Origin of the sequence: Streptomyces sp. B15 (assembly GCF_018070605.1) — a bacterium.
Classification (GTDB): Bacteria; Actinomycetota; Actinomycetes; order Streptomycetales; family Streptomycetaceae; genus Streptomyces; species Streptomyces smyrnaeus.
In genome coordinates this window covers 51,652-74,263 of the sequence record NZ_JAGPXJ010000006.1, presented here as the reverse complement: position 1 = coordinate 74,263, position 22,612 = coordinate 51,652, and the positions used below count along the sequence as shown (strand labels likewise).

17 protein-coding genes and 1 other RNA gene are annotated in these 22,612 nt (G+C 73.3%); 14 read left to right on the top strand and 4 right to left on the bottom strand.

What is annotated here, in order from left to right; translation table 11 throughout:
• Positions 1–336: 336 nt before the first annotated feature.
• Positions 337–4,506: an FHA domain-containing protein gene (locus KBY19_RS36230; RefSeq protein WP_247690603.1), complete on the bottom strand. Its 4,170-nt coding sequence runs from the start codon at positions 4,504–4,506 to the stop codon at positions 337–339.
• A 424-nt stretch (positions 4,507–4,930) separates the two neighbouring features.
• Between KBY19_RS36230 and KBY19_RS05000 the strand changes: the two genes are divergently transcribed.
• The 6 genes from KBY19_RS05000 (at position 4,931) to KBY19_RS04975 (ending at position 12,355) form a co-directional block, all read left to right on the top strand.
• Positions 4,931–6,667, top strand: a complete 1,737-nt coding sequence (locus KBY19_RS05000) for a serine/threonine-protein kinase (protein WP_185016986.1) — start codon at positions 4,931–4,933, stop codon at positions 6,665–6,667.
• A gap of 160 nt (positions 6,668–6,827) precedes the next feature.
• Complete coding sequence (locus tag KBY19_RS04995) at positions 6,828–8,111, top strand: serine/threonine-protein kinase (RefSeq protein WP_185016985.1); 1,284 nt, start codon at positions 6,828–6,830, stop codon at positions 8,109–8,111.
• A 71-nt stretch (positions 8,112–8,182) separates the two neighbouring features.
• Positions 8,183–9,340, top strand: a complete 1,158-nt coding sequence (locus KBY19_RS04990) for an iron-containing redox enzyme family protein (protein WP_210965233.1) — start codon at positions 8,183–8,185, stop codon at positions 9,338–9,340.
• A gap of 63 nt (positions 9,341–9,403) precedes the next feature.
• A complete protein-coding gene (locus KBY19_RS04985) occupies positions 9,404–10,177 on the top strand; it encodes a 2OG-Fe dioxygenase family protein (RefSeq protein WP_185016984.1) in 774 nt (257 codons plus the stop codon).
• A 35-nt stretch (positions 10,178–10,212) separates the two neighbouring features.
• Positions 10,213–11,328 (top strand): peptide chain release factor 2, encoded by a 1,116-nt coding sequence (gene prfB / locus KBY19_RS04980; RefSeq protein WP_099881461.1) that lies wholly within the window; start codon positions 10,213–10,215, stop codon positions 11,326–11,328.
• A 262-nt stretch (positions 11,329–11,590) separates the two neighbouring features.
• The gene (locus tag KBY19_RS04975) at positions 11,591–12,355 is read left to right on the top strand and encodes a collagen-like protein (protein WP_210965232.1); all 765 of its coding nucleotides are present in this window, start codon (positions 11,591–11,593) and stop codon (positions 12,353–12,355) included.
• A 178-nt stretch (positions 12,356–12,533) separates the two neighbouring features.
• Here the strand turns inward: KBY19_RS04975 and KBY19_RS04970 are convergent, their stop codons facing one another.
• Entirely contained in the window at positions 12,534–12,728 is a 195-nt protein-coding gene (locus tag KBY19_RS04970) for a hypothetical protein (RefSeq protein ID WP_099881457.1), read from the bottom strand.
• Positions 12,729–13,051: 323 nt separating this feature from the next.
• Here KBY19_RS04970 and ftsE point away from each other — a divergent pair, with 323 nt between their 5' ends.
• The 7 genes from ftsE to KBY19_RS04935 all read left to right on the top strand — a co-directional run bounded on the left by ftsE (position 13,052) and on the right by KBY19_RS04935 (position 19,088).
• Positions 13,052–13,741, top strand: a complete 690-nt coding sequence (gene ftsE, locus KBY19_RS04965; RefSeq protein WP_099881455.1) for a cell division ATP-binding protein FtsE — start codon at positions 13,052–13,054, stop codon at positions 13,739–13,741.
• A gap of 58 nt (positions 13,742–13,799) precedes the next feature.
• Positions 13,800–14,705 (top strand): permease-like cell division protein FtsX, encoded by a 906-nt coding sequence (gene ftsX / locus KBY19_RS04960; protein WP_099881453.1) that lies wholly within the window; start codon positions 13,800–13,802, stop codon positions 14,703–14,705.
• Between the two features lie 68 nt (positions 14,706–14,773).
• Complete coding sequence (locus tag KBY19_RS04955) at positions 14,774–16,135, top strand: S41 family peptidase (protein ID WP_210965231.1); 1,362 nt, start codon at positions 14,774–14,776, stop codon at positions 16,133–16,135.
• A gap of 18 nt (positions 16,136–16,153) precedes the next feature.
• The gene (gene smpB, locus KBY19_RS04950) at positions 16,154–16,681 is read left to right on the top strand and encodes an SsrA-binding protein SmpB (RefSeq protein WP_099881449.1); all 528 of its coding nucleotides are present in this window, start codon (positions 16,154–16,156) and stop codon (positions 16,679–16,681) included.
• A gap of 128 nt (positions 16,682–16,809) precedes the next feature.
• Positions 16,810–17,181, top strand: a transfer-messenger RNA (tmRNA) gene (gene ssrA / locus KBY19_RS04945).
• 258 nt (positions 17,182–17,439) lie between these two features.
• Positions 17,440–18,087: a GPP34 family phosphoprotein gene (locus KBY19_RS04940; protein WP_099881447.1), complete on the top strand. Its 648-nt coding sequence runs from the start codon at positions 17,440–17,442 to the stop codon at positions 18,085–18,087.
• Between the two features lie 59 nt (positions 18,088–18,146).
• Positions 18,147–19,088: an oxygenase MpaB family protein gene (locus tag KBY19_RS04935; protein WP_210965230.1), complete on the top strand. Its 942-nt coding sequence runs from the start codon at positions 18,147–18,149 to the stop codon at positions 19,086–19,088.
• A gap of 90 nt (positions 19,089–19,178) precedes the next feature.
• Here the strand turns inward: KBY19_RS04935 and KBY19_RS04930 are convergent, their stop codons facing one another.
• Entirely contained in the window at positions 19,179–20,558 is a 1,380-nt protein-coding gene (locus KBY19_RS04930; protein WP_210965229.1) for an MFS transporter, read from the bottom strand.
• Positions 20,559–20,677: 119 nt separating this feature from the next.
• On the opposite strand from KBY19_RS04930, the gene KBY19_RS04925 reads away from it, so the two are divergent.
• Positions 20,678–21,649: a LysR family transcriptional regulator gene (locus KBY19_RS04925; RefSeq protein ID WP_210965228.1), complete on the top strand. Its 972-nt coding sequence runs from the start codon at positions 20,678–20,680 to the stop codon at positions 21,647–21,649.
• Between the two features lie 31 nt (positions 21,650–21,680).
• On the opposite strand, the gene KBY19_RS04920 is transcribed toward KBY19_RS04925, so the two are convergent.
• Positions 21,681–22,436, bottom strand: a complete 756-nt coding sequence (locus tag KBY19_RS04920; RefSeq protein WP_210957201.1) for an SDR family NAD(P)-dependent oxidoreductase — start codon at positions 22,434–22,436, stop codon at positions 21,681–21,683.
• Positions 22,437–22,612 lie beyond the last annotated feature (176 nt).

Genomic DNA, 22,612 nt, shown 5'->3' with positions numbered 1-22,612 from the left:
TGTGGGACGGCGCTGACCACTTCCGCGCGCCCCCTCGGGAAGCGCGCGAGGCGCACACGAAGTTGCACGCACATTTCACAAAACCGTCACCCGTGCCGCGCGCCGACCGGGGGGTTCGCGCGCCTTGTGGAGCGTGTCCTTCCGCGCAGGACTCCTACAACTCCTGAACGAGAGGCTGCGGAAGAGCCCGCCGGGAGCCGACCGGATGCCCGCGGGCGGGCGCGCCCGTCGGACAACCCATGAAGCCGTCGGACAATCGATGAAGAGGACGGACGCAGCCCTGCTCGGCCCCGCGGAGGGCTCCGCGGGGCTACGGGCAGGCGGTGTCAGGCGCCGTCAGGTGGCGGGGGCCGCCGGGGTGACCTGCTGCGCCGCGCGCTCCATCGCACTGGCGAGCAGCGCCAGGTCGGTCGGCCCGTTGCCCAACTCCCGCACCTGGCGCCGCGCGGGCGGGTCGCCCGCCCGCGCCCAGTCCAACGGCACCACGGTGGGACGCAGCGTCGCCGTACGCGGGATGCGGCCGGTGACCCGGCCCGCCTGGAAGGCGACCGGCGCCCCGCCGACGACGGCACCCTCCGGCCCCAGGCGCTGCCGCAGGGTGAGGGTGCCGCGGCCGCGTGGCGTACCGTCCGCGCCGCGCTCACCGCCGGTCAGCTCCACGTGCAGCGCCGCCGTCCGGGCCGGCACCGTGTGCACCGTACGGTCCGCACGGCCCGTCGCCGCGATCACATGCACGCCCAGCCGGGCCCCGGCCCGCGCGACCGCCTCCAGCGCCCGGACGACCGAACCGGCGGCAGGCCGACCGGGGTTGCCCAACGCCGGGTCCACCAGCGTGTCGAAGTCGTCCACCAGCACCACCAGCCGGGGCGGCACACCGCCAGGGCCGAGCGGGGAGGCCGACAGCCCGGAGGGCGCATCCTGCGCCGGTACGTCCTGCGCGCCGGTACGCCGCGACGCGTCCGGCCGCCGGTCGTCGGCCTGCCGGTCGCCGGACCGCTGGTCGTCCGCCCGCCGGGACTCGTCGGTCCGGTCCGGCTCGTCGGTCCTGCGCAGCCGGAGAGTGCGTCGGGTGCGGTCGGGATCGGCGGCCGGCGCCTCACCACCGGCGGCGCCACCACCACCGCTGCCGCCACCGCCGCCGTGCCGGCCGGGTGCTTGGGGGGCGGCCTGCGACGGCAGCATGTCCAGCCCGCCGCCCTCGCCGCCCCGTCCGCCCCCGGCACCGCCTCCGGTCGCCGAGCGGTCCTCGCCGGGGCCGCCACCACCGCGCCGCCCGGACGGGTGGAGGGCCACGGTCGCCCGCTCGTCGGGCGCCGGGGCGGGTGCCGGGACCTGCACACCCTGCTCGGGCCGCGCGTCCACCGACTGCTCCCGCACCGCGGCGCGTTCGGGGGCCTGCCGGGGCGCCACCACCCGCCCACCGGGGCGCGCGGCCAGCCGTACGTACTCCTCATAGCTGCTGTCGTCGCCGATCAGCTCGGCCCGGCGCTTGAGTTCGGCACTGAGCGCCTGGGCGAACTGCCGCATCCGCACCGGATCGCCCGCCGTCAGCCGCCCGGTGACATGCGGCAGCTCCGCGCACACCCGCAGCCCGTCCCCGGCGTCGGCACCCGCGCTGTCCACCAGCACCAGGGCCAGCCGGTCCGGGCGCTCCCCCGCGGCGAGGGAGGCCGCCAGCGAGCGGAGCAGCTCGGTCTTACCGGAGCCGGGACCGCCGCTGACGAAGGCGTGCCCGGGCAGGGCACGGCCCGGCACCTGAGGATCGCCCTCCCCGGCGGCCGGCGCCATCCGCGCCGCCGGCCCCGACAGATCGGTCAGATCGACCTCCAGCGGCCCGTGCGGGCCCGCGCCGAAGACGAGCGGTACCCGGCCGAAGGTGGCAGCGGCCCGCTCCGACCAGCGGGCGAGCAGCGCGGCAGGCGTCGCTCGCGCCAGCCCCAACTCGTCCAGCAGCCGGCACTGGTCGGGCAGTGTCACCGTCGGGGCGGCCGATGCGTCGGCCCCGGTGCCTTCCGGTTCACGCAGCGGCGCCAGCGCCCGCGCGAACCGCTCCGCCCATGCCGCCGACACCGCGTCCACGGTCGCCACGGGCCCGCTCGACACCCCGGGGGCGCCACTGGCGGCAGCCGCCGAGCCGGATCCGCCGCGGGGCCCCGCGGACGCGGCCCGGGCGGCGTACGGGTCCGGCCCTTCGGACGGGCCGGGCGCGCCATGGGTGGGCCGTGTGGCGGGCCCGCCGCGCCGGCCCGGTACGGCGTGCTGCCCCGCGCCGCCGCTCGGGCTCCGATCGGCTCCCCGCGGAGTGGGCGCGTCGTGCGCGGGGCGGGAGGCGGGATGCAGGACTCTGACCGCGGTGGCCACATCCCCGCTCAGCAGAGCGACCGTCCCGCACTCGGGGAAGGCGGCACAGGCGGCGTCGGCCGCCTCCAGGGTCGCGGCGATGGGTGAGGACGGGCTGGCGGGCGGGGTCTCGGCGAGGCAGAGCAGATGGATACCGGCTGCCGCCCCCTCCCGCGCCAGCCTGGCCACGCTCGTGCGCAGCTGGGCGGAGCCGGGGTCGCCGTCCACCACCACGACCACGGCGGGGCCGGGCGGCCCTCCGCGCCGGGGAGCGGTGCCCTGCGCCTCCAGCCGGCGTACGAGTTCCGCCGTCCGTGCGGTGGCCTGGTCGTGGTCGTAGGCCGTCAGCAGTGCGCAGTCCTGGCCGTGCGCCGGACGCAGATGGGGCAGCCAGCCGAGCCACGCCCACTCCTGCTGCCGCGCCTGGACGCTGCGGCTGCGGTCCGCCGACAGCAGGACGACCTCCAGCGTGCTCGGCCCGTGCAGAGCCGTCAGCTGTGCGAGCACGGCCCGCGCCAGTCCGGTCAGCCGCCCGCGCGGGCCCGTCAGACCGAGTGAGCCGGCCCGGCGCAGATCGACGGTGACCGGATCGCTGTGCCCGCCGCTGCGGTGGGCCACTCCCAGCCGTACGGTCAGCGCGTCCGGATGGCCGGGGCCGCGCTCCCACAGCCGGGGCCCGGGTCCGAGGGCACTGAGCAGTACCGCGGCGGGGTCGGGCCAGCGCTGCGGCCCGCCGGGCGCGCCGTCGAGTTCCCCGCCGCGCGGTGCGGGCAGGTGGCCGACCCGGTTTCCGAAGCTCTCGGCCGGATGTGCGGCATAGCTCTCCGCCGTGCCGGAGCCGTAGCGCGTCGGTCCGCGCGGGCCGGGGGCGGGGCTGTCGGCCTGTTCCGCACGGCCGGTCGTCAATCGGCGCGCCCAGGCGCCGAGCCCGCGCCCCTTGCGCTGTGCCGCTTCGCCGCTGTCCGCCGGGGGCACGAGACCGGCGCTGTGGGTGGTGTCGGTCCCCGGGAAGGGCCCGCCGGGTGCCGGTGCGTAGGAGTGGGCGTCGTCGGCCGGGGCGTCCGCGGTGCCCCAGTGCTCGGGCCGCGCCATCTGCTCCGCGCCCGGGGGGAGACGGTCCGGGGCGGGGCCGCCGGCCGGGGCGTCCGCCCCGGTCGCGGGGGTGGTCGCCCCCGGGCCCTGGTGCGGGTCGCCCGCCGCAGGGCTGTCGGCGGACGGGCCGATCCCGTGCGGCCCCTCGCGGACGAGGCGGAGGCGCCCTTCGCCGTCCGGGGCCGTGGGCAGGGCCAGTGCGGGTGCCGGGGCGAGGGCGGGCGCGTGACCCGCTCCGGTTTCGGCTTCCGGGCCCGTGCCGGAGGTGGCCTCCAGCCGTATGGTCGTCTCGCCGATGCGCAGCGTCGAGCCGGGGCGGAAGAGGACGGGCCGGGGGCCGACCGGGGTGCCGTCGAGTGTGGTGCCGTTGGTGGAGCCGAGGTCGGTGACGGTGACCGCGCCGCCGTCGGTCACCGTCACGGCGCAGTGCAGCCGGGAGACGTCCGGGTCGTCCAGCGGTACGTCGGCGTCGGCGGAGCGCCCGAGGTGGACCTTGCCGCCCTGGAGGAGGTGGATGCCGCCCGCGTCGGGACCGCCGGTGACGTGCAGCCTGGCCCTGGCCGAGCCGTACGCCGTCAGGGCCGTGACGGCGGCGCCGTGCGCGGGCAGCGCGGCGGGGGCGACCGGTGCGTGCAGTGAGATCAGCGCGCCGTCCAGCAGCGGGGGTTCGCCGATGATCTGGCGGTGCGGGTCGAGCCGGCGCGTCCCGGCGTAGACGACCACGGGCTCCTGCGGGGCTTCCTCCTGGCCGGTCGCCGCGTTTCCGGAGCCGTCAGGCCCGGCAGGCCCGCCGGGGCCGCCGGAAGCGGACGAGGCGGGTGCTGTCGCCAGCGCGGCTGCGGCGGAGGTCGCCAGGGCGTTCGTCACTGCCGAGAGCACGGTGCCGGCGGGGGCTGTGACCAGTACGTTCGCCTGTCCGACCGGCTGGCCCGGGGGTGCGGGGCGGGGCTGCGCCGGCTGCGACCGGGCGGCGGAGCGCGCTGCCGGTCCCGCGCCTCCGGCCTCGCCCGCGCCCGCGTCCGCCGCGCTGCGGGCGCCGCGCGGCGCCAGGGCGACAGTCAGCCGGATCTGCATCTGCGCCTCCAGGTCCCGTCCGCGCCGTGTGCCAGGCGGGCTGCCCACCCACCGCGCTCGCGCGCCGGCACATCGTCCGTACCACTGCATGCATACTCGCACCCGCGACTGACAACGGGGCCCGTCCTGGCCATCCGCACGATCTTGCCGCGCGGAATGATCTTGTCCGGGCAACGGCGCCACCGCAACCATCGCCACCCGGTGTGCGTCTTCCGGGGGAGCCGCCCGGCCCCGACGTGCTCATGAGTACGAGGAGTGCCCATGAGTACGCACGGGTGCGGATGAGCCCGAGCGTGTGCCCCTGTGCACACGCGGTGCCCGAAAGCACGTGCGTGCCCAAGAGCACGCACGCGGACCCGGCACCGCCTTGCGCGGCGGCACTATTGTGGGCGGGATTGCAGTACGAGACCAGGGAGCGCATGACGTGCGGCCGGTAGGCAGCAAGTACCTGCTCGAAGAGCCGCTGGGGCGCGGCGCCACGGGCACCGTCTGGCGGGCCCGCCAGCGAGAGACGGCGGGCTCGGAGGCGGCGGTGGCCGGGGAGCCCGGCGAGACCGTCGCGATCAAGGTCCTCAAGGAGGAACTGGCGAACGACCCCGACGTGGTGATGCGCTTCTTGCGGGAGCGCTCGGTGCTGCTGCGGCTGACGCACCACAACATTGTCAGAACGCGCGACCTTGTGGTCGAAGGCGATCTGCTGGCGCTCGTGATGGATCTCATCGAGGGCCCGGACCTGCATCGCTACTTGCGCGAGAACGGCCCGTTCTCGCCCATCGCCGCCAGTTTGGTCACCGCACAGGTGGCCGACGCGCTGGCGGCCAGCCACGCCGACGGCGTCGTGCACCGCGACCTGAAGCCCGCGAACGTCCTGCTCACCGAGGACGAGAACGGCATGCGGCCGATGCTCACCGACTTCGGTATCGCGCGCCTGGCCGACTCCCCGGGCCTGACCCGCACCCAGGAGTTCGTCGGCACCCCGGCCTATGTCGCCCCCGAGTCGGCGGAGGGCCGCCCGCAGACCTCGGCCGTGGACATCTACGGCGCGGGCATCCTGCTGTACGAGCTGGTCAGCGGGTATCCGCCGTTCAGCGGCGACAGTGCGCTGGCCGTGCTGCACCAGCATCTGGCGCAGGAGCCCGAGCGCCCCAGGAACGTCCCCGACCCGCTGTGGACGGTCATCGAGCACTGTCTGCGCAAGAACCCCGACGAGCGGCCCAGCGCCGTCAACCTGGCGCGCGGTCTGCGTACCGTCGCCGACGGCATCGGGGCCCAGGCCACACCGCAGGCCGCCGGTGCGGCGCTCGGGGTGGCCGCGCTGCTGGCGCCGGACCCGGCACCCGCGCCGGTCCCCGACTCCGGCGCCCGGGGAGCCACCGCGCCGGGTCCGGGCGCCGGCGACTCCGACCCGACGCAGGTCCTGCCGCACAGCGGTGCTGCACCGGGCGGACAGTACGACCCGTCCGCCGAGACCAACGTCCTTCCGCAGACCGGGGGCCCGCAGGGCGGCCAGGGGCAGTACGACCCGTCGGCCGAGACCAATGTCATGCCGCAGACCGGGGGCCCGCAGGGCGGTTACGGGCAGGGCGGCCCCCCGCAGCAGGACGGTCCCCATCCGTGGGAGAGCCAGCTGCGCGCGGCGCGGGACCGCAACGAGCAGACCCAGGTCCAGCCGCTCGACCCGAGCATGGACCCGCTGCGTCGGCGCCCCCAGCGGCGGGCGGCCCCACCGCCACCTCCGCAGCAGGCCCCCCAGGGGCAGCAGCCGTACGGCCAGCAGCCCTACGGTCAGCAGCAGTACGGCCCGCAGTACGGTCAGCAGCAGCCGCCGCAGCGCTACGAGCCGCAGCCGCCCCGGGGCCGGGAGCCCAGGCCGCAGCCGGAGCCCAGGCAACGCGAGCCCAGGCAGCGCGAGCCGAGGCCGCCGCGCGAGCCCAGGCAGCGCCGGGAGCCGCGGCAGCGCAGTGCCAACCCCATGCGCATCCCGGGGCTGGGCTGTCTCAAGGGCTGCCTGTTCCTCGTCGTCATCGTCGTGGTGGCGGGGGTGCTGGTCTGGAATCTGACGGACGCGCCGCAGTGGTGGGCCGAGGGCAAGAGTTTCTGGCAGTCGACGAAGGATGTCTTCGATCAGATAGGGGACTTCTTCCGGCAGTTCAACAGCTGACGGGCCGTCGGGCCGACCGGCGGAGCGCTGCTGACGACCCGCCCGGATACCGGCGACTACAGTGATTTGTCGACTTGTGAGCGGGGATTTCCCCCACAGAAGTGACAGTTACCGGCATCCGGGGCTCCCAAGCGGAGTCCCGCCGCGTAGTTTTGTCGCCATGGCACGGAAGATCGGCAGTCGCTACACGGCACACCGGATCCTCGGGCGCGGCAGTGCCGGAACGGTGTGGCTCGGCGACGGACCCGAGGGTCCCGTCGCCATCAAGCTGCTGCGTGAGGACCTCGCCTCCGACCAGGACCTGGTCGAGCGGTTCGTGCAGGAGCGCAGCGCCCTGCTCTGTCTCGACCACCCGCGCGTCGTCGGCGTCCGCGACCTGGTGGTGGACGGCAACGAGCTGGCCCTGGTCATGGACCTGGTGCGCGGTACCGATCTGCGCACCCGCCTGGAGCGGGACCGCCGGCTGGCGCCCGCGGCGGCCGTCGCCATCGCCGCCGACGTCGCCGACGCGCTGGCCGCCGCGCACGCCGCCGGACTGGTGCACCGCGATGTGAAGCCGGAGAACGTGCTGCTGGACGCCCTCGCGATGGAGGGCCCCGGCGGGGCGCCGCCCGCACTGCTGACCGACTTCGGAGTCGCCAAGCTCATCGACTCGCCCAGCCGCACCCGCGCCACCTCGATCATCGGCACTCCGGACTACCTCGCGCCCGAGATCGTCGAAGGGCTGCCGCCCCGCGCCGCCGTCGACATCTACGCCCTGGCCACCGTCGTCTACGAGCTGTTGGCCGGATTCACGCCGTTCGGCGGCGGCCATCCCGGCGCGGTGCTGCGCCGGCATGTGACCGAGGCCGTCGCACCGCTGCCCGGCATCCCGGACGAGCTGTGGCAGCTCATCCACCAGTGCCTCGCCAAGGCGCCCGCCTCCCGGCTGCGCGCCGCCGAGCTCGCGGCGCGGCTGCGCGAGCTGCTGCCCGCACTGGAGGGGCTGCCGCCGCTCGACATCGACGAGCAGGGCGAGGAGGGCTACGCCGACTACGAGGACCCCGCGCAGGACGGTGCCGGACCGGGAAGCGCCGAGGGCGCGGCGCACGAGCACTCCCACCCCGGCACCGGCGCGGTGCCCGCCGCGGGCGGTGGCGCGGTGCCGCTGGTCCACTCCCGGGTCGGCCCGGACGCGAACCGGGACACCCATACGAGCATGCGCGTGCCGGGCGAGGACGAGCTCGCCGGAGGAGCGCACGGCACGGCACGGGCGCCGCGCGCCGTGGGAGAGGCGCGGGCCGGGTCCGCGCGGCACCGGATCGCCGTCCGCCGTCGACGGCTGAAAATAGGCGTCGCGGCAGCGCTGGTGGCCGCGGCACTCGCGGTGGGCGGCTGGCTGGCCACATCCGAGGAGGACACCGGTTCGTTGCCCGCGCCCGCGTCTGGGTACTCGGTCGACTGACCGCCGCCGACGGCGGTGGCGGACATCCGCACCGGTGTCCGCCCGAGAGCCGACCGGACCGGAGCGCACCCATGACGGCGACGACGGATCTCGCCCGCACCCTCGGCCCCGCCCTGCCCACCGTGCGCGGCCCCCTCTCGGCGGCCGTGCTCACCGCGTTGACCGGCGGGCGTCCTCAGGCCGCGGCGCTCGCCCGCGAGGCCGGGATCCAGGCGGCTGTCGCCGATCCGTACGGCGAGGACCTGCAGCTGGCCCTCTATGTGCTCTACGAACTGCACTACCGGGGCTTCGCGGGCGTGCCGGAGGGCTGCGAATGGGATCCGGACCTGCTGCGGGTGCGCGGCGTGCTCGAGGACCGCTTCCTGGCGGCCCTGCGCCGGGACGTCCCCGCCTCACGCACGGTCGCCGACGCCTTCGGTGAGCTGCTGGTCGAGCCCGTACCCGCCGGCCGGGACGCTCGCGGGCAGGAGGCCGAGGGCGACACGGGCGGCGTCGCGCACCATCTGCAGCACCGCGGTGAGCTGTGGCAGTTCCGCGAGTACGCGGCGCTGCGCTCCCTCTACCACCTGAAGGAGGCCGATCCGCACGCCTGGGTGATCCCGCGCCTCGCGGGCCGCGCCAAGGCCGCGATGGTCGCCGTCGAGTACGACGAGTTCGGCGCCGGGCGGGCCGAACACGTCCACGCCCGGCTCTTCGCCGAACTGATGCGCGACCTGGACCTGAACGCCGCCTACGGGCACTACCTGGACGCGGCACCGGGCCCGGCGCTGCCGCCCGTCAACCTGATGTCCCTCTTCGGGCTGCACCGGTCGCTGCGCGGTGCCCTGGTGGGCCACTTCGGCTGTGTGGAGGTCACCTCCTCGCCCGGCTCCCGCCGGCTGGCCGCCGCGCTGCGCCGGCTGGGCGCGGGAGCGGCGGCCCAGCGCTTCTACGACGAGCATGTGGAGGCCGACGCCGTGCACGAGCAGGTGGTGCGCCGCGAGGTGATCGGCGGCCTGCTGGAGGACGAGCCCGCACTCGAGTCCGACGTGGCCTTCGGCGCGGACGCCACGGTCTTCCTGGAGGACCGGCTGGGCGCCGCGCTGCTGGAGTGCTGGCGGGTCGGCGCTTCCGCGCTGCGCGTCCCCCTCCAGCCCGTCCCGTCCCCCGAACCTCCGCAGGGCCTCCGGCCGGCAGCCGCCCCCAGGGCCTGGGGGCAGTCACCGGATGCGGACCCGGACGGGGCGTAGGAGCCTGGGGAGGGCCCAGGAGACCGGATGGGAGTCGGACGACGCGGTAGGGAGGATCACCGCATGGAGGACATCGCGGGCGCCCCGACGTTGCGGAGCGCGGGCGAGATCGCCGAGGCCCGGCAGGCGCTGCTCTCCCGGCACGCCCATGTGATGGAGCCCCGCGCCGTCTCCCGGTGCCTCGGCGTCCAGGCGGCGGACTGGCGCCGCTTCGCCGTCCACTGGGAGGACCTGGCACCGGACGGCTACGCGGCGCGGGAGGGCACGCACCGCATGCGCCGGTACGGGCACTTCTCGCTGGACCGCACCGGGTCGCTTCGCCCGATGCCGCACCTGGCCTTCGCGCAGCCCGAGGACACCAACCCGCTCTACGTCGGCGAGGACCGCCACTTCGAACCGCTGACCGACGTCTTCGTCGCCGATCCGCTGTTCAAGTCGCTGGTGCGGATGATGGGCCGGATCGCGAGCTGTCTGCAGGACGCCGACACCTGGAGCGTGAAGGTCCATCCCTTCCGGGTCGTGGCCTCGGCCGACGGCGCCGGGCTGCCCACCCCCGAGGGGCGGCACCGCGACGGGGTCACCCTGGTGACCTCCCTGATGATCGGCCGGGAGAACGCCGTCGGCGGCCAGAGCACGGTCTACGAGCCCGACGGCACGCCCGTGCTGACCACCACGTTGCACGAGCCGGGCACCCTGCTGCTCGGCGACGACCGCGCCACCCTGCACGAGGTCGCCCCGATCCGGCCGTCCGACACCACCAGGCCGGCCCGCCGCGACGTCCTGGTGACCACGCTGACCGCACACCACAGCGCGGAGCGTGACGCCCAAGTGGGCTAGGGCTGGGGTGGCGGCTTGCGGTTAGGGTGGGGAGCGTGGCAGTCGTCGATGTATCCGAAGAGCTGAAGTCCCTCTCCTCCACCATGGAGTCGATCGAGGCCGTCCTTGACCTGGGCAAGATGCGGTCAGACATCGCCGCGCTCGAGGAGCAGGCGGCGGCCCCGGATCTGTGGGACGACGTCGAGCATGCGCAGAAGGTGACCAGTCGGCTCTCCTACCTCCAGGGGCAGTTGCGGAAGGTCGAGGAGCTGCGCGGGCGGATCGACGATGTCGGGGTACTCTTCGAGCTGGCCGAGAGCGAGGACGACGCGGACGCGCGCACCGAGGCCGAGAACGAGCTGGCGGCGGTCCGCAAGACGGTGGACGAGCTGGAGGTCCGCACGCTGCTGTCGGGCGAGTACGACCCGCGCGAGGCGGTCGTCAGCGTCCGGGCCGAGGCGGGCGGCGTGGACGCCGCCGACTTCGCCGAGCAGCTGATGCGGATGTATCTGCGCTGGGCCGAGCGCCGTGGCTACCCCACCGAGGTGTTCGACATCTCCTACGCGGAGGAGGCGGGCATCAAGTCCGCGACCTTCACCGTGAAGGCTCCGTACGCCTACGGCACGCTCTCCGTGGAGCAGGGCACGCACCGGATGGTGCGCATCTCGCCGTTCGACAACCAGGGCCGCCGGCAGACCTCGTTCGCCGGGGTCGAGGTGCTGCCCGTCGTCGAGCAGGTCGACCACATCGACATCCCGGAGAACGAACTGCGGATCGATGTCTTCCGCTCCTCGGGCCCCGGCGGCCAGTCGGTGAACACCACCGACTCCGCGGTCCGGATGACGCACCTGCCGACCGGCATCGTCGTCTCCTGTCAGAACGAGAAGTCGCAGATCCAGAACCGCGCCGCCGCCATGCGCGTCATGCAGGCGCGACTGCTGGCCCACCGCCGCCAGGAGGAGCAGGCCAAGATGGACGCCCTCAAGGGCGACGGCGGCAACTCCTGGGGCAGCCAGATGCGTTCGTATGTGCTGCACCCTTACCAGATGGTCAAGGACCTGCGCACCGAGTACGAGGTCGGCAACCCGCAGGGCGTGCTCGACGGCGACATCGACAGCTTCCTGGAAGCCGGCATTCGCTGGCGTAAGCAGCAGGAGCAGACGCAGAACTGACGTGCGGTCAGCCGCCGTATCCGGTGGTGCGGCGGCCTGTTCAACGGGTCTTCGCTTGACGGGCATGTGAGAGCTGGGGAAAGCTGTTCGCTCGGCATGCCTGTGTCAGGGGCGCACGGACGGGGTGGAGAGAGCCCCGGTGAGCAAACGGCGGCAGTCCGGGGTGGGGGTAGACATTCGCCTCGACGGGAAGCCCGGTGCGGATCGCGCTCCACGCGCAGCTGCCCCATCCACGAGTACAGCTACTGGGGGTAGTTGGAACATGAGCAAATCGAAGACGCGGCTGCGGGTCGCGCGGATAGCCGCTGCGGCCGTGTTCGCCGCCGGTGCCTCGCTGACCGCCGCGGGCGCCGCGCAGGCCGCGGGGCTGGGCGACACCGACGGCAACTCCACCAAGGCAGCCGCCGAGGACGACGGCGGATTCATCGGCGGCATCATCGGCGGTGGCTCCGGCGGCGACGACGGCGGCGGTGACGACGGCGGTGTCGGCGGCGGTGACGACGGTGGCATCAGCGGCACCGTCACCATCGGCGGCGGCGACGGCGACGGTGGCAACGACGGCGGTGCGGCCGACAACGGCGGTAACGGCAACGGTGGCAACGATGGCGGTGCGGCCGACAACGGTGGCAACGGCAACGGCGGCAACGGTGGCAACGATGGCGGTGCGGCCAACAACGGCGGCAACGGCAACGGTGGCAACGGCAACGGTGGGAACGGCGGCAACGGCGGTAACGGTGGCGGCGGCGAGGAGCCGGCGACCACTGGTGGTACCGGCGGCGGCGACGACACCTGCGACCTCGACGGCGACGAGGTGAACTGCGAGGGCGGCGGCACCAACCCGGACAGCGCGGGCAGCCAGCCGGTCCAGGACAGCAAGCCGGCCACGCCGGGCAAGCAGCAGGACGAACTGGCCGAGACCGGTTCCTCCGAGACGACGTTCCTGCTGGTGGGCGCGGCGACGATGATCGCCGGCGGTATCGGCTTCCGCCTGATGCCGCGCCTCGCCACGCGGCGTACGGCGGCGTAAGCGCCAGGTCACAACAGCGCGCCGGGTCGCGGTGGTCTCACGACCGCCGCACCCGGCGCGTTGTGGTTTCCGAGCGCCCCCTCAGGGCGCGCTCTTCGCGGAACGAGTCCGGGGACAGGCCGGGGACAGGCCGGGAACAGGACGGAAACAGCCCGGACCGAGGCCCCCTGGAGAAGACCTAGGCCGTCGCTACGCGCTGTGCCACCAGCGCTACTGCTATCAGCGTCACCAACAGGGCGATCAGCGCCGTGGGGGACAGGTGCGCCAACGGGGCTTCCCGGTGCAGCCGCTCCCTGTGGGCACGGCACACGGCGCAGCGGCCCTCGTTCACGGGACCCGCGCAGTTGGCACACACCAGTCGATCGCATGTCATGCGAACTCCTCCTCCTTGTGCCAACGCCACCCGTGAGTGATTCGTTCCCCAGGGGTGCTCTCTACCACTCTGCCAGGTGAGGTGGCCTTCCGCAGAAACCAGCAGGTCGCGGAAACGGGCGAGCGGGCCGCACCGACAAGCGACCAGGCCGGGACACAGGCGGGCAGGTCGCGGGACCGGGCGATGTGCGCCGGTGCCGCGTGCGCGGCACAGCACGCTTCGCGTATGGTCGCCCACACCGCTCCCCAGTTGACGCTGGGAGGCGCCCCAGGGGGCCGCACCGTGGCTTCCGTTGTCCCTACCCAGGTCGACGTGGTGTATCCGTGATCCGATTCGACAGCGTCTCCAAGTCCTATCCCAAGCAGAACCGCCCGGCGCTCCGCGATGTCTCGCTGGAGATAGAGCGCGGCGAGTTCGTGTTCCTGGTGGGCTCCTCCGGTTCCGGCAAATCCACCTTCCTGCGACTGATCCTGCGCGAGGAGCGCGCCAGCTCCGGGCAGGTGCATGTGCTCGGCAAGGATCTGGCCAGGTTGTCGAACTGGAAGGTGCCGCAGATGCGGCGGCAGCTCGGAACCGTCTTCCAGGACTTCCGGCTGCTGGGCAACAAGACCGTCGGCGAGAACGTCGCCTTCGCGCTGGAGGTCATCGGCAAGTCCCGCGGCCAGATTCGCAAGACGGTGCCGGAAGTCCTCGACCTCGTCGGTCTCGGCGGCAAGGAGGACCGGATGCCCGGCGAGCTGTCCGGTGGTGAGCAGCAGCGGGTGGCCATCGCGCGGGCGTTCGCCAACCGGCCCATGCTGCTGATCGCCGACGAGCCGACCGGCAACCTCGACCCGCAGACCTCCGTCGGCATCATGAAGTTGCTCGATCGCATCAACCGCACGGGCACCACCGTGGTGATGGCCACCCACGACCAGCAGATCGTCGACCAGATGCGCAAGCGCGTCATCGAACTCGAGATGGGCCGCCTCGTGCGCGACCAGTCGCGCGGCGTCTACGGATACCAGCACTGAGGCAACTGAGGCACCGGCACCAGCACTGAGGCAGCATCAGCACTGAAGAAGGGACGCCATGCGCGCCCAGTTCGTCCTGTCGGAGATCGGCGTCGGTCTCCGTCGCAATCTCACGATGACCTTCGCGGTGATCGTCTCCGTCGCCCTGTCGCTCGCGCTCGCGGGCGGATCGCTGCTCGCTCAGGAGCAGGTGAGCACGATGAAGGGGTACTGGTACGACAAGGTCCAGGTCTCCCTCTATCTGTGCAACAAGAACGACGCCGGCGCCAGCTGCGCCAAGGGCGCGGTGACCGAGCAGCAGAAGAGCGCGATCAAGGCCGACCTCAACAAGCTCGACGTCGTCGAGAAGGTCTACTACGAGTCCGCCGACGAGGCCTACAAGCACTACAAGGAGCAGTTCAAGGACTCGCCGCTGGCCGACTCGCTGACGCCGGACCAGATGCAGGAGTCCTACCGGGTCAAGCTCAAGGACCCGACCAAGTACCAGGTCCTGCAGACCGCCTTCTCCGGCAGGCAGGGCGTGCAAGAGGTACAGGACCAGCGCAAGACGCTGGAGCCCCTCTTCAACCTCCTCAACGGTATGAACATCGCGGCCCTGTGTGTGATGGCGCTGATGCTGGTCGTTGCGCTGCTGCTGATCGTCAACACCGTGCGGGTGTCGGCGTTCAGCAGGCGCCGGGAGACCGGGATCATGCGGCTGGTCGGTGCCTCCAGCTTCTACATCCAGATGCCGTTCATCCTGGAGGCCGCCATCGCGGGGCTGATCGGCGCCGGGTTCGCCTGTGTGCTGCTGGTGCTGGGCAAGTACTTCCTGATCAACAACTGGCTCCAGGAGCGGATCGTCCTGATCAACTTCGTCGGCTGGGACGCTGTGATCAAGGTGCTGCCGTTGATCGTGGCGGTGGGAGTGCTGATGCCGGCCGTGGCAGCCTTCTTCACGTTGCGCAAGTACCTGAAGGTGTGACACAGGACGCGGGGTGCCGTGGGCCCAACGCCCCGTACGGCGCCCCGCACTGGCCTACACTCCGGACCATGCCAGGCTCGTGGTTCCTCGACTCACGCCCGCGCCGGTCGCGGCGCGGGACCCTGACATTGGTCTTCGTCGGCGTGCTGGCGACCGGCGCGGCGACCGGGGCCTTCGGTGGGGAGCTGGCCGCGTTCGGCTCGGCCGCACCCGGCGGCGCCGCACACGGTGTCGGCCGTGGCGGGCCGGAAGGCCCGCCGCAGTACCCCGCCGACGGCAAGGGCGCGGCAGCCGGCTCCGGTGAGGCCCGCGAGCGCGGCGACCGGGCGGACGCCGATGTCGTCGTCAGCCGCAGCGGCGACCGCTGGTCCGCCGCGTACTCGGCCCGCGAGTACGAGGGGCTGCGGCAGGCCCTGGACGGCTCGTACGTGGGCGTCGGCATCTCCGTGCGCCAGGCCCGCGCCGAGGGGGCGTCCCCGGGCGGCGGCACGGCCACCGGAGCGGACCGGGAGAGCGCCACCGACCGCAAGGCCGGCACCGGGGGCCGGACCGCGCGCCGCACCGTCGTCGAGGTGGACCGGGTGCAGCCCGCCAGCCCCGCCGACCGCGCCGGCATCCGCGCCGGGGACCGGCTGCGCTCCGTGGCCGGTCACCAGGTCACCGGCGAGCCGGTCACGGCCGTCGTGGCGCTGCTGCGCGGCTCCGACCCCGACTCCCCGGACGCCCCCGCCGACCCCGGCTCCCGGGTACGGCTCCACCTCACCCGCGAGGGCACCGACCTCCGCCGCACGCTGCGCCGGGAGCGGCTGACGACCGAGTCGGTGCGGGTCGACCGGATCGGTGACGGCGTCACCCGCGTCAAGATCGCTTCCTTCACCCGGGGCTCCGGCGACCAGGTGCGCCGGGCGGTCCGTGAGCGGGTACCCGAGGAGGGGCCCGTCCTGCTGGATCTGCGGGGCAACTCCGGCGGCCTGGTCGAGGAGGCGGTCACGGCGGCCGGTGCCTTCCTCGACGGCGGTCTGGTCGCCACCTACGACGACAACGGCACCGAGCACGCGCTGTACGCCGACTCCGACACCGACGATGCCGGCGAGGCCGGCGAGGCCGGCCCCGGGGACGTGGAGCGGCGTCCGCTCGTCGTTCTCGTGGACGGCGGGACGATGAGCGCCGCGGAGATGCTGACGGGGGCGCTGCAGGACCGGGGGCGCGCCGTCGTGGTCGGCTCCCGCACCTTCGGCAAGGGCTCGGTGCAGATGCCCCGGCCCCAGTCGGACGGCTCCGTCGCCGAGCTGACAGTGGGTCATTACACGACTCCGTCGGGTCGCGACGTGGAGGGGCGCGGCATCGTTCCCGATCTCTCGGTGAAGAGCAGGGGAGAGTCGATGGAGCGGGCCAGGAAAGTATTGAGTGGCCTGGAAGCCAGGTCGTAGTGGGAGAATGGCCGGGCTATGGCGAAGATGAAGACGACACGCAAGGCCAAGTCCAAGGCCAAGGACGACAAGGACGCCCGTAAGCTCATCGCGCAGAACAAGAAGGCGCGGCACGACTACCTCGTGCTGGACACCTACGAGTGCGGCATCGCGCTGACGGGAACCGAGGTCAAGTCGCTGCGCCAGGGCCGCGCCTCGCTGGTCGACGGCTTCGCCCAGATCGACGGCGGCGAGGTGTGGCTGCACAACGTGCACATCCCCGAGTACGCGCAGGGCACCTGGACCAACCATGCGGCCCGGCGTAAGCGGAAGCTGCTGCTCCATCGTGCCGAGATCGACAAGCTGACCGGCAAGCTCCAGGAGACCGGTTACACCCTGGTCCCGCTGCAGCTCTACTTCTACCGGGGCCGGGCGAAGGTCGAGATCGCCCTGGCCAGGGGTAAGAAGGAGTACGACAAGCGGCAGACGCTCCGCGAGAAGCAGGACCGCCGGGAGGCGGAGCGCGCCATTTCGGCGGTCCGGCGCCGCCAGCGCGCCCGCGTCTGAGCACTCCGGGAGGGCCGGAATAGCTCGGGGCCGCAAATGGTTGGCATGGGTGCGACCCGGTCACGTATCATGGTCGCAGCATGACAGCACCGCTCCTGGGGTGCGGGTGCAGATTGTCAACTCAACACGGGGATGATCGGTTTCGACAGCGAACGTCGAAGCAGGGGAAGCGAGTCGAGGAACGCGGCAATGATCTCGTTAACCATGTGCCGCAAAAAAATAATCGCCAACACCAAGCGCGATTCCTTCGCCCTCGCTGCCTGAGCAGCGAGCGTGAAGTGTCAGCCCGGGGTAGTTCCCGCCCCGGTTCCTGGCATCAGCTAAGGGAACTCACCGCGTAGGTCCGGTCACGGGACCTACCGGGACATCACACAGTGACTGGGCCCGTCGGAGACTTGTCCGCGTGATCTCCGGGGCCGAGAAAATCGCAGCGGACTGCGCTCGGAGAAGCCCTGTTTCCACTTCGTTGGACGCGGGTTCGATTCCCGCCATCTCCACGAAGGCGAAAGGCGAGGTGTGCCCACGGAATGCGTGGGCCGCCTCGCCTTCGTCGTTTTTGCGGGGCTTCGCCCCGCGTGGCGGGGGCTTCGCCACCCGCACCCCCCAGTCCGGGGGTCCCGCACCCCCAGTCCAGGGCCCGCACCCCCAGCCCAGGGACCTGTCACCCGCACCGCCCCCCCCCGGCCGGGGTTTCGGTCTTTCCTTATGGGGCTGACCTGCCCTTTCCGCTGCTTCCAGCAGCGTGCTGTCATGGGAGGATGGAACGGGGTACAGGCACCAGCAGCTTGCCGGCGCGGCTCTATCTCCTCGCCTGCGACGTGGAAAAGGACCAGCTCAAATGGGGTGACGAGCTGGGCTACGCGATCCGGGCTGCCACCCTGGCGGAGCTGGAGGCGCGGGGCTGCCTCAAGGACGACAAGGGCAGGGCCCGGCCGGCCGGAGGCCACCGCACCGGGGACCCCGTGCTCGACGGCGCGCTCCGCTCCATCGCCGAGCACTCCCGTGCGCGGCGCTGGCGCAGCCTGGTGCAGCGGGAGCGCCGTGAGACCTGTCTCGCGGTGGAGGAGCAGCTCTCCGGGGCGGGGGTCGTCTCCGTGGAGCGCAGGACGCTGCGCCGTAAGAGAGTGACCGTGCGTGATCGGGGGTTGCCGGGGGCGCTGCGGGCGGAGGCCGTCGCCACGCTGACCGGTACGGAGCCGGTGGGGCGGGTCGAGCCCGCGCGGGCGGCGCTGGCCTCCTTCGCGGCGCTGGCCCGGCTGTGTCCGGAGCTGAACTGGCGGGTACGCCACCAGCATCGTCGTCGTCTCAAGGAGCTGACGGCGCGGGCGGGGGTGGCCGGCCCCGCGTTGAAGAAGGCGCTGGACATGCGGGCCGCCGCCAACAGCAGCGGGTCGGCCGGGGGCTGATTTCGTCGCTCGGGGCATCTACCCTGCGAAGGGAGGACCCCGGAGCGGAGGAGTGCCGCATGGTCCGCAACACACGGCCCGATCCGGCGCCGGAGCCCCTCGGGCCCGGGTCGCTGACCTGGCAGTATTTCGGGGACTGGCGCAGCGTGCTGCTGGCGCCGTGGGCGGGCGCGATGCAGAACATGCATCCGCAGCTCGGCGCGGGTGTCGCCGAGCACTCACGGTTCTTCGAGGAGCGCTGGCAGCGGCTGTTCCGTTCGCTGTATCCCATCGGCGGTGTCGTCTACGACGGGCCCCGCGCGGCCGAGACGGCGCGGCAGGTGCGCGGGTACCACCGGACCGTCAAGGGCATCGACGCCGTGGGCCGCCCGTACCACGCGCTCGATCCGGAGACGTTCTACTGGGCGCACGCCACCTTCTTCGTCCTCACCCTGCTCGTCGCCGACCGGCTCGGACCTGGGCTGACGGAGGCGGAGAAGCGGCAGCTGTTCGACGAGCATGTGCGGTGGTGGCGGCTGTACGGGATGAGTACGCGCCCCGTACCGGCCGACTGGGAGGCGTTCCAGGAGTACTGGGCGCACATGGCCGAGAACGTGCTGGAGGACAACCGGCCGACCCGCGACGTGCTCGATCTGACGCTGATCGCGAAGCCGCCCGCGCTGCGGCTGCTGCCGGACGCGGTGTGGCGGCTGGTGCGCGGGCCGCAGGCGCGGGCCTCGGTGTGGTTCACGGTCGGCTTCTTCCCGCCCGCGGTACGGCGTCGCCTCGGCTACACGTGGACCTTGCGCGACGAGCGTCGGCTGCGCAGGATCGGGCGGCTGATCCACTGGGGCTGGAAGCTGGTCCCGCCGTCGCGCCGCTACCACCCGAGGGCGCGCGCGGGCTGGGAGCGGGCGCGTGGGGCCGGGGACCGGGACGCGCCGGTGGTGGAGACGCCCGCCCGCAATCTGCCGCCGCCCGAGGCGCGGGACCGGCCGCAGCACTACTCGCCCCCGGTGTGACGCGCCTTCGCGAAGGACTCCGGAAGGACTCCGTGAAGGGACGTTCGTCGAGGGAGCCCGTGCGCGGTGGGCCGTCCGTGGTGGCGGGCGTCACCCGGGTGCGGCGGGCCGTGCCGCCAGGAGGGTGGCGAGGACGGCCGCCGATGCAGCCGCCGCGAGGGGGACCGTGTACGCCCACCCGGCGGAACCGAGCGCTTCGGTGGCCCAGCCCCCGGTCGCCGATCCGGCGGCGATACCGCCGAGCAGCGCGGTCACGGCCAGCGTCATGCCCTCGTTGAGGCGTCCGGCCGGGGTGAGCCGTTGGACGAGTGCCATGCCGGTGACCATCGTCGGTGCCGTCGCCATACCGGCCACCAGGAGCGCCCCGGCCAGCAGCGGCAGCGGGGCCGTCAGCGAGGTGAACAGCGGCAGGGCCATCAGTGCGGTCATGGCGGCCACGCAGCCGGCCAGTCGGCGCCGGTCCGAGCGGGCGGGCGGCAGGGTGCCGAACGCGAGCCCGGCGAGGGCCGAACCGGCGGCCTGACAGGCGAGTACGGCGCCGGCCGCGGCTCGGTGCCCCTGCCCGTCCGCGTGGGCCAGGGTGACCACTTCCAGGGCTCCGAACACCGCGCCGGTGGCGAGGAAGACCAGCAGCAGGGCGGGCATTCCGGGCTGCCGCAGCGGCGCGGGACCGGCTTGTGCGCGGTTCCGGCCCGGTGGGGGTTCCGTCGAGCGCTGCGCGGTGAACAGCAGCGTCCCGGTCAGCAGCAGGGCGCATCCGGCCAGTGTCCCGGCCTGGGGGAAGAGTGTGGTGCACAGGAGGGCGGCGAGGACGGGACCGAGCATGAAGCACAGTTCGTCCGCGGCCTGTTCGAGGGAGTTGGCGGTGTGCCGGGCGGCCGGATCGCCGCGCAGCAGATGGGCCCAGCGGGCGCGTGCCATGCCGCCGATGTTGGGGGTGGTCGCGGTGGCGGCGTAGGCGACGAAGAGCGTCCAGTCGGGCGCGCGGGTGAGTACGCACAGCACGAGTGCGAGGGAGCCGAGCAGCGCGAGCAGGGTGGCGGGCAGGGCGGTACGGGACTGCCCGTACCGGTCGACGAGCCGTGCCACCAGCGGCCCGGTCAGCGCGGTCGCCGCCAGGCCGGTCGCGGTGACGCTCCCGGCGAGCGCGTAGGAGCCCCGCTCGCCCGCGATCATCAGTACGGCGCTGACGGTGAACATGCCCATGGGGAGCCGGGCGAGCAGGCTGCCGAGTGTGAAGCCGACGGTGCCGGGGTGGGCGAACAGCCGAAGGTACGGGCTGCGTGCCCGGCTCCGGCGCGGTGGCGGTGGCGGTGGCGGTGGCGGCGGTGGCGCGTGCCGTGCGACGGCGGGGCCCCGTGCGTCGGCGGCGGGTCGCGTGTCGGCGGGGGGTCGCGCCACGACGAGGGTGCTGCCGTGTACGGCGTACAACGGGCGCGCCGTGTGGGAAGGTCGGTGGTGTGCAGGCATGTCGTACAGCGTTGTCGCAGGTGGGAGTCGGGGTCCAACACCTGTTGGCGGCTCTTTCACACAGCTGTGTTGTGAATTTCCCTGTTGTGGACCGCGTGGCGCCCGCCTAACGTCTTCGGGTGCCCAGTGATCTCTCCCCGCGCCTGCTGCGGGCGTTCGTGGCGGTGGCGGAGGAGTTGCACTTCACCCGCGCCGCCGTCCGGCTGTACGTGGCGCAGCAGGCGCTCAGCCGCGACATCCGCTCGCTGGAGCGGGAGTTGGGTGCCGTGCTGTTCGTCCGCAGCACCCGGCGGGTGGCGCTCACTCCGGAGGGCGAGCGGCTGCTGCCGTACGCGCTGCGGGTGTTGGCGGCGCACGACGGGTTGGCCGCCGCCTTCGGGCGGGGCGAGGCGGGTGAGGCGCGGCCGCTGGCCGTCGATGTGGCGGCAGCCGTCTCCACCGGGCAGCGGGTGCTGGAGGCGGCGCGGGAGGCCGCGCCGGGTGTGGAGTTCGTCGCCCGCTACTACAGCGGTCTGACAGCGGCTGCCGGCGATATCCTCGCGGGCCGTATCGATGTCTCCTTCGGGCGGGTGGCCGGACTGCCGCGCGAGATGCCGGCCGGGCTGGAGCACGACCTGGTGCGGTACGAGCGCGTCGCCGTGCTGCTGCCGGAAGAGCACCGGCTGGCGGGGCTGAGCGAGGTACCACTGGCGGCGCTGGAGGGGGAGACGCTGTACGCCGGTGCCGGCAACCCCGACACCGCCGAGTGGACCTCCTACGCCCAGGCCCTGTTCGAGGGGCGCGGGATACAACTGGCCGCGCCGTTCCCGAAGATCGAGGGGGAGCGGGAGTTCGCCCGGGTGGTGCGGGGGAGGGGGTGGTCGGTGTTGGCCACCACCGTCTTCATCGGCATCGAGGGCATGGTGCTGCGGCCTCTGACCGAGCCGGTGCCGCTGTCACCGGTCTCGGTGGTGTGGCGCCGGGGACTGCGGCACCCGGGCCTGACGGCGCTGCGGGAGGCCGCGCGGAAGCCGGACGGGGACGAGGGCTGGCGCCTGCGCCCGCCCGGCTCCTGGCTCCCGGCCCCGGACGAGGCCCTGCACGGTCCCTGACCAGCGCCCGGGGCACCCCGCGCCGGAGCGGTCAGGCGTTGGCGCCGGCGTCCACGGTGAAGGTGGCGCCCGTGGTGCCCGCGCCGTCGGGGCCCACCAGATGGGCCACCATGGCGGCGATGCCCTCAGGGCTGCCGTAGCGGCCGAGGGCGGTCAGGGCTCGCTGCGCGTCGGCATTGTCGCTGTCGGCGGGGTTCATCTCCGTGTCCGTCGAGCCGGGCTGGACGAGGTTGGCGGTGATGCCGCGGCTGCCCAGGTCACGGGCCAGCCCCCGAGTGAGGCCGCTGAGCGCCGACTTGGAGGCGGCGTAGAGCGTGATGCCGGGGCCGGGGACGCGCTCGGCCAGGTTGCTGCCGATCGTGACGATGCGTCCGCCGTCCGTCATGTGCCCCGCCGCGGCCTGGGCGCCGAGCAGCGCGGCCCGTACGTGGATCGCGAGGGTGCGGTCGATCTCCTCGGGGGTGACGTCCTCCAGCGGGCCGTTGGGGAAGACGCCCGCGTTGTTGACCAGGATGTCGAGGCGTCCGAACTCTCGTGCCGTACGGTGCACGGCCTCCACCGGGTCGGTGGCCGAGGCGCTGTCCGCCTGGACGGCCAGTGCCCGGCGGCCGGTGGCGCGCACGTCTTCGGCGACCTCCTTGGCCCGGCCCTCCGCGCTGACATAGGTCAGTGCGACATCCGCGCCGTCCGCCGCGAGCCGCCTGGCGACGGCCGCGCCTATGCCCCTGCTGCCCCCGGTGACCAGCGCTGCCCTGCCGCTGAGGGGGAGTGTCGACGTCGACGTCATGGCTGTCCTCGTTTCGTGTCGCGTATGGAGCCGCAAGCTGCGCCCGCTCTTTCTGTAGCGAGCGCTTCATAATTAAGGCAGCGAGTATCCTCGGGCGTCAAGGGCTTTCGGTAGCGAGCGTTAAATAAACTGCCGCCAGGGGCCGGGGGCAGCCGACGCCGAGCAACGGCAGGAAG

Bases quoted from the DNA above. Each gene is read 5' to 3' on its own strand.
- KBY19_RS04995 (WP_185016985.1), top strand. From the start codon at position 6,828: ATGGCACGGAAGATCGGCAGTCGCTACACGGCACACCGGATCCTCGGG.
- KBY19_RS04930 (WP_210965229.1), bottom strand. From the start codon at position 20,558: ATGCCTGCACACCACCGACCTTCCCACACGGCGCGCCCGTTGTACGCC.
- ftsX (WP_099881453.1), top strand. From the start codon at position 13,800: ATGCGCGCCCAGTTCGTCCTGTCGGAGATCGGCGTCGGTCTCCGTCGC.
- smpB (WP_099881449.1), top strand. From the start codon at position 16,154: ATGGCGAAGATGAAGACGACACGCAAGGCCAAGTCCAAGGCCAAGGAC.
- KBY19_RS04935 (WP_210965230.1), top strand. From the start codon at position 18,147: ATGGTCCGCAACACACGGCCCGATCCGGCGCCGGAGCCCCTCGGGCCC.
- KBY19_RS04920 (WP_210957201.1), bottom strand. From the start codon at position 22,436: ATGACGTCGACGTCGACACTCCCCCTCAGCGGCAGGGCAGCGCTGGTC.
- KBY19_RS04940 (WP_099881447.1), top strand. From the start codon at position 17,440: ATGGAACGGGGTACAGGCACCAGCAGCTTGCCGGCGCGGCTCTATCTC.
- KBY19_RS04955 (WP_210965231.1), top strand. From the start codon at position 14,774: ATGCCAGGCTCGTGGTTCCTCGACTCACGCCCGCGCCGGTCGCGGCGC.
- KBY19_RS04970 (WP_099881457.1), bottom strand. From the start codon at position 12,728: ATGACATGCGATCGACTGGTGTGTGCCAACTGCGCGGGTCCCGTGAAC.
- KBY19_RS04985 (WP_185016984.1), top strand. From the start codon at position 9,404: ATGGAGGACATCGCGGGCGCCCCGACGTTGCGGAGCGCGGGCGAGATC.
- KBY19_RS04975 (WP_210965232.1), top strand. From the start codon at position 11,591: ATGAGCAAATCGAAGACGCGGCTGCGGGTCGCGCGGATAGCCGCTGCG.
- KBY19_RS36230 (WP_247690603.1), bottom strand. From the start codon at position 4,506: ATGCAGATCCGGCTGACTGTCGCCCTGGCGCCGCGCGGCGCCCGCAGC.
- KBY19_RS04990 (WP_210965233.1), top strand. From the start codon at position 8,183: ATGACGGCGACGACGGATCTCGCCCGCACCCTCGGCCCCGCCCTGCCC.